General features: G+C 68.3%; 5 protein-coding genes. 3 read left to right on the top strand and 2 right to left on the bottom strand.

All coding sequences use genetic code 11. From position 1 onward, the window contains the following. Both O3Q52_RS48590 and O3Q52_RS48585 read right to left on the bottom strand, forming a co-directional pair. Positions 1 to 1,255, bottom strand: a 1,255-nt coding sequence (locus O3Q52_RS48590; RefSeq protein WP_269654850.1) for a glycosyltransferase family 4 protein, incomplete at its 3' end; no start/stop codon positions are given. 183 nt (positions 1,256 to 1,438) lie between these two features. Further along, positions 1,439 to 1,777, bottom strand: coding sequence for an LPXTG cell wall anchor domain-containing protein (locus O3Q52_RS48585; protein ID WP_269654849.1), 339 nt, complete (start codon positions 1,775 to 1,777; stop codon positions 1,439 to 1,441). A 110-nt stretch (positions 1,778 to 1,887) separates the two neighbouring features. Here O3Q52_RS48585 and O3Q52_RS48580 point away from each other — a divergent pair, with 110 nt between their 5' ends. The 3 genes from O3Q52_RS48580 to O3Q52_RS48570 form a co-directional block, all read left to right on the top strand. Continuing rightward, on the top strand, positions 1,888 to 2,229 hold the full coding sequence (locus O3Q52_RS48580; RefSeq protein ID WP_269654848.1) for a hypothetical protein: 342 nt from the start codon (positions 1,888 to 1,890) through the stop codon (positions 2,227 to 2,229). 248 nt (positions 2,230 to 2,477) lie between these two features. Then, entirely contained in the window at positions 2,478 to 3,746 is a 1,269-nt protein-coding gene (locus O3Q52_RS48575; RefSeq protein WP_269654847.1) for an Ig-like domain-containing protein, read from the top strand. Positions 3,747 to 3,908: 162 nt separating this feature from the next. Then, a partial coding sequence (locus tag O3Q52_RS48570) for an ABC transporter permease (RefSeq protein ID WP_269654846.1) occupies positions 3,909 to 5,180 on the top strand: 1,272 nt, incomplete at its 3' end.

Raw genomic sequence — 5,180 nt, 5'->3', positions numbered from 1 at the left:
GGGCGGCGGGCGGGGCCGCCGGGGGCGCTTCCACGGGGCGTGAGCTCTGGGGCAGCAGCGCCCCGAGCGCGCGGCGCACGCGGCGCGTGACCTTTGCCGCCGTCGAGGTCCGGGCCTCGCGCAGTTCGCCGAACAGGCGCTCGTACTGGTCCGCGATCAGGCGGGGAGCGAACCGCTGGACGGTCTCCCTGGCGGCCTCGCCCATGATCCGGCGCTGGTCCGCGTCCTCGATCAGCTTCAGCAGCCCCGCCGCGAACGCGTCCGCGTCCCCCGGCGGTACGAGCAGTCCGTCGGAGCCGTCGGTGATGATCTCGCCGGGGCCGTGCGGACAGTCGGTGGCCACCACCGGGACGCCGGCGTGCATGGCCTCCAGGATCGTCATGCCGAAGGACTCCCAGTCCGAACTCACGGCGGCGACGGAGGCCTTGGCCCACTCCGTCTCCATCGTCGTGTGGGGTCCCATGAGGAAGACGTGGTCGTTCAGGCGGTGGGCGTCCACGGCGGCGCGCAGGGCCGCGCGCTCGGGGCCCTGGCCGTAGATCCGCAGCCGCCACTCCGGGCGTACGGCGACGACCCGGGCGAAGGCATCGATGAGCAGGTCGTAGCGCTTGACCGGCATCAGCCGGCCCGCGGCGACCACCAACGAGGCCTGTACGTCGGAGCGTCGGGCCTTCGGCCGGGGCGCGGCGTTCGGGATGTCGGTGATCCGCGTCCGCAGCCGGGGCAGACGGTCGCGGTGGTCGGCCGCGTCCTGGGCGGAGACGGTGACGAAGGCGTCCAGGTGCCGGAAGGCCTCGTTCTGCGCGGTACGTACGTCCGGGACGTGGTTGTCGTACGACAGGTGCTCCTGTCCGACGCGCAGATAGCGGCGCGAGCCGTGCCGGGCCAGGAAGACCACCAGCGCCGGGCGGGTGGCGACGACGACGTCCGCGTCCGTCTCCTCCAGGAAGCCGCGCAGCCGCTCGTCGGTGAGCTCGGTGTAGCGGTGGGCGAGGACCTCGGCGGGCGGTACGACCGTGGACGGCCGTGCCATGAGCGGGTTCTCGCCGTCGTACGTCGGCGCGTCGGGGCGCTCGTCGACGAGCGGGACGAGACGGACCCTGCGGTTCACCCCGAGCAGGGGTCTGTCCTCGCTGCGGAAGACCGAGACGATCTCCACCTCGTGCCGCGCGGCCAGCGCACCGGCGAGGTTGAGCGTCGAGCGCACCGTGCCGCCGATGGCATAGGCGTTGTGCAGCAGGAAGACGATCTTCACGTGGGCAACTCCCTGTTCACGCGGTACGGAGAAGCGACAGGGAGTGCGTGCGTGAACCCCACGGACTGTAAACGGGTCCGCCTCTCTCTCGCCGGTCTTCCTTCGAGGATGACGCGAAATGGCTGAAAAGGGGGCGGATATCTCCACACCGGGCCGTGCGGGCCCCGGGCGGCAGGGAGACCGTCAGTACACCGTCGTACGTTCCCGGCGTACGGAATACACCACGAACCCGGCACCCAGGCTGAGGAACAGGGTGCCGCCGACCACGTACGGGGTCGTGTCGAAGCTTCCCGTGTCGGCCAGTTGGGTGCGGACGGCGGCCTCGGCCGCGCTCTCCTCGGACGCCTCGGCTTCGGCTTCGGCCTCGTCCCCGGCCTTGGTCTGCAGGGTCGTGGTCGTCGTTGTCTGTGTTCTGTGTTCTGCCGTCCCGTCCCCGGTCGCATTGGCGGACGGGACGAACCACAGGGCGCCCAGGAGGGTCCCCGCGGCGGTGGCGGTCAGCAACGATCGACGTGCGGACACGGAATATCGATCCCCTTGTGACGCTGGCGAATTGGCCGTGTGGGGCGATGTTAGTGAAAGGTGCGGGTCACGGGAAAGTCACGGTGGTGAAGAGCCTTACGCTCCGACGTATGAGCACACCTGAGACATCACGTTTTGTACGGTTGCGCGTCGAATTGGTCGTCGAGGTCGACGACGAGGGCGCGCTCACCAAGGCGGCGCTGGGGCGCATCGCGGAGGACCCCGAGATCCCTGGCGACGAGCGGGCGCACGCCGAGAGCACAGTGACGGAAGACACTGCCGAGGCCCTCGCGTACCTCGTCGACCCGTTCGACCTGGTCAGCGAGGTCGCCGGGGTCGAACTCGCGCAGGCCTCCTGGAGCACCGAGCAGATCGACTACGACCCCGATTCGCCGGACTGGGACCTCGACGAGGATGATGAGGCCGGAGACGAGGAAGAAGTGGTCGGCTGAGGCGGCTTGGGAGAATCGTGACCCCGGGCGGCAACCGCCACCCGGGGTTCTGTCGTCTCAAGGGGCGCAGTGACCGACACCCGCATCAGTCGTAACAGCCGCACCGGTCGGATCGAGGACGATCCGACGCGGCCGAAATGGATCGACGTGGTGTGCCCCACACCTGGGAAGGGTGTGGAACGGGACGAACCGGTCGTAGCGTTTACAGGTGTTCCGGGGACTCTCGGGGTTTTGGGGATTCGGCAACGATGGAGAAGCGTGTGATGACGGACAGTAAGCGGCGCAGGAGTCTCACGGTCGCGTCCGCACTGCTCGGCGGGGTGCTGGTGCTCTCTGCGTGCAGCGGAGGCGGCAGTGACGACCCCAAGGGCGAAGGGGGTGACAGCACCTCGCAGGCCAAGGTCGACGAGGCGGCGGCCAAGAAGTCCTCCGAGGCCCAGATCAAGATCACACCCAAGGACGGCTCCGACAACGCCTCCATCAACAGTGCCGCGGCCGTCACTGTGACCAAGGGCACGCTGACCGAGGTGACCATGAAGACGGCGGCCGGCACGGCTGTCGCGGGTGAGATATCCGCGGACAAGAAGAGCTGGAAGCCCAGCGCCCAGCTGGAGCGCGCCACCGCCTACAAGATCGCCGCGTCGGCCAAGGACTCCGACGGCCGCGCCGCCCACGAGAACGCGTCGTTCACGACGGTCTCCCCGGCCAACAGCTTCATCGGCAACTTCACGCCCGAGGACGGTTCCACCGTCGGCGTCGGCATGCCGGTCTCGATCAACTTCGACAAGGCCATCACCAACAAGGCCGACGTGCAGAAGGGGATCACCGTCTCCTCCAGCAGCGGCCAGGAGGTCGTCGGCCACTGGTTCAACGCCAACCGGCTCGACTTCCGCCCCGAGGAGTACTGGAAGGGCAACTCGACCGTCACGCTCAAGCTGAACCTCGACGGCGTCGAGGGCGCCGACGGTGTCTACGGCGTGCAGCAGAAGACGGTCACCTTCAAGATCGGCCGCAACCAGGTCTCGATCGTCGACGCGCAGACCAAGACCATGAAGGTCACCCGGGACGGCAAGACCATCAAGACCATCCCGATCTCCGCCGGTTCGCCCGAGAACAAGACGTACAAGGGCAGGATGGTGATCTCCGAACAGTTCAAGGAGACCCGGATGAACGGCGCGACGGTCGGCTTCACGGACGACGACGGCAAGGGCGAGTACGACATCAAGGACGTACCGCACGCCCAGCGTCTGTCGACCTCCGGCACGTTCATCCACGGCAACTACTGGGGTGCCGACTCCATCTTCGGCAGCGTCAACACCAGCCACGGGTGCATCGGCCTGAACGACACCAAGGGCGCCAACGACCCGAACACCGAGGGCGCGTGGTTCTACAGCAACTCGATCGTCGGTGACGTCGTGGACGTCCGGAACACCGGTGACAAGACCATCGCCCCGGACAACGGCCTCAACGGCTGGAACATGGACTGGGCGACGTGGAAGGCCGGTTCGGCCGCCTGACCCGACCCGAACGTTTTCCGTCCCGAGGGCGGTTGCCCGTACGACTCGTACGGGCAACCGCCCTCGGCGTTCTCACAGGGTTCCGCGGCGGCGCACAGTGTTCTCATCCTTCTCTTATGCGGGCCTTATCCCGCCATCACGCGGTGTCCCTAGCTTTCGGCCATGTTCTTCACCTACCTGAGGCGCGAACTGCGCCGCCGCAGAAAGGCGGCGCTCGTCGTCGCCTCCGGACTCGCCCTGGGCATCGCCCTGGTCATCGTGGTCAGTTCCGTGTCGTCCGGCATGGAGAAGGCGCAGGGCAAGGTCCTCCAGTCGCTTTACGGACTGGGCACGGACATGACGGTCACCAAGGCGGCCCAGGCACAGTCGGGCACGGGCGAGCGCCCGCGCTTCCAGTTCGACGCCCGGGGCAGCGACTCCGACGAAGAACAGAGCAGCGACCGCGTCATGGTGCAGGGCTTCCAGACCCTGGCCACGAGCACGGTCTCCAAGGTCGGCGCGCAGAAGGGTGTCTCGGACGTCGTCGGAGGGCTCAGCCTTCAAGTCGTCAAGGTCAGCGGCCAGTTCCGCCAGGGCCAGTTCCAGCAGGACCAGCAGGGCGGCGGCAACCAGCAGGGCGGCGGCCGGCCGGGCGCCCAGCAGTCCCCGGAGGGCCGGGTCGAGGGCGGCGGCGCCGACTTCGACGTCAACAACTACTCCGTCTACGGCACGGACGTCACCAAGCCCGCGCTCGGCCCGCTGACCTCCTCGAAGATCACCAGCGGCCGGACCTTCAAGTCCTCCGAGACCAACGCCAAGGTCGTCGTCGCCGACAAGTCGTACGCCAAGGAGAAGAAGCTCGTCCTCGGTGACACGGTCACCGTCAAGAGCGTCAAGTACAAGGTCATCGGCATCGCGACGCCGGACAGCGGTGACGCGGCGGCCAACCTCTACATCCCGCTCAAGCAGGCGCAGACGCTCAGCGACTCCAAGAACAAGGTCACCACGATCTACGTCAAGGCGTCCGACTCGCAGCAGATCAGCGCGGTCAAGTCGACCATCCAGAAGAACATCTCGGGTACGACCGTCACGACCTCCGCCGACCTTGCCGACACGGTCTCCGGCTCCCTCTCCACGGCCTCCGACCTCGCCTCCAACGTGGGCAAGTGGCTGTCGATCGCGGTGCTCGTGGCCGCGTTCCTGGTCGCGGGCCTGCTCACCTCCTCGGCCGTCTCCCGCCGCGTACGGGAGTTCGGCACCCTCAAGGCGCTCGGCTGGAAGTCCGGCCGGGTCACCCGGCAGGTCGTCGGCGAGGCCGTCGTCAACGGCCTGGTCGGCGGCGCCCTCGGGATCGCGCTCGGCCTCGGCGGCGCCTACGTCGTCACCGCGATCAGCCCGACGCTCCAGGCCGAGGTCGGCTCCACGGGCGGGGCGTTCGGCGGCCCCGGCGGCGGT

The organism is Streptomyces sp. ActVer, assembly GCF_027270795.1.
GTDB classification, from domain to species: Bacteria; Actinomycetota; Actinomycetes; order Streptomycetales; family Streptomycetaceae; genus Streptomyces; species Streptomyces umbrinus_A.
This window is presented reverse-complemented; position numbering and strand designations above follow the sequence as displayed.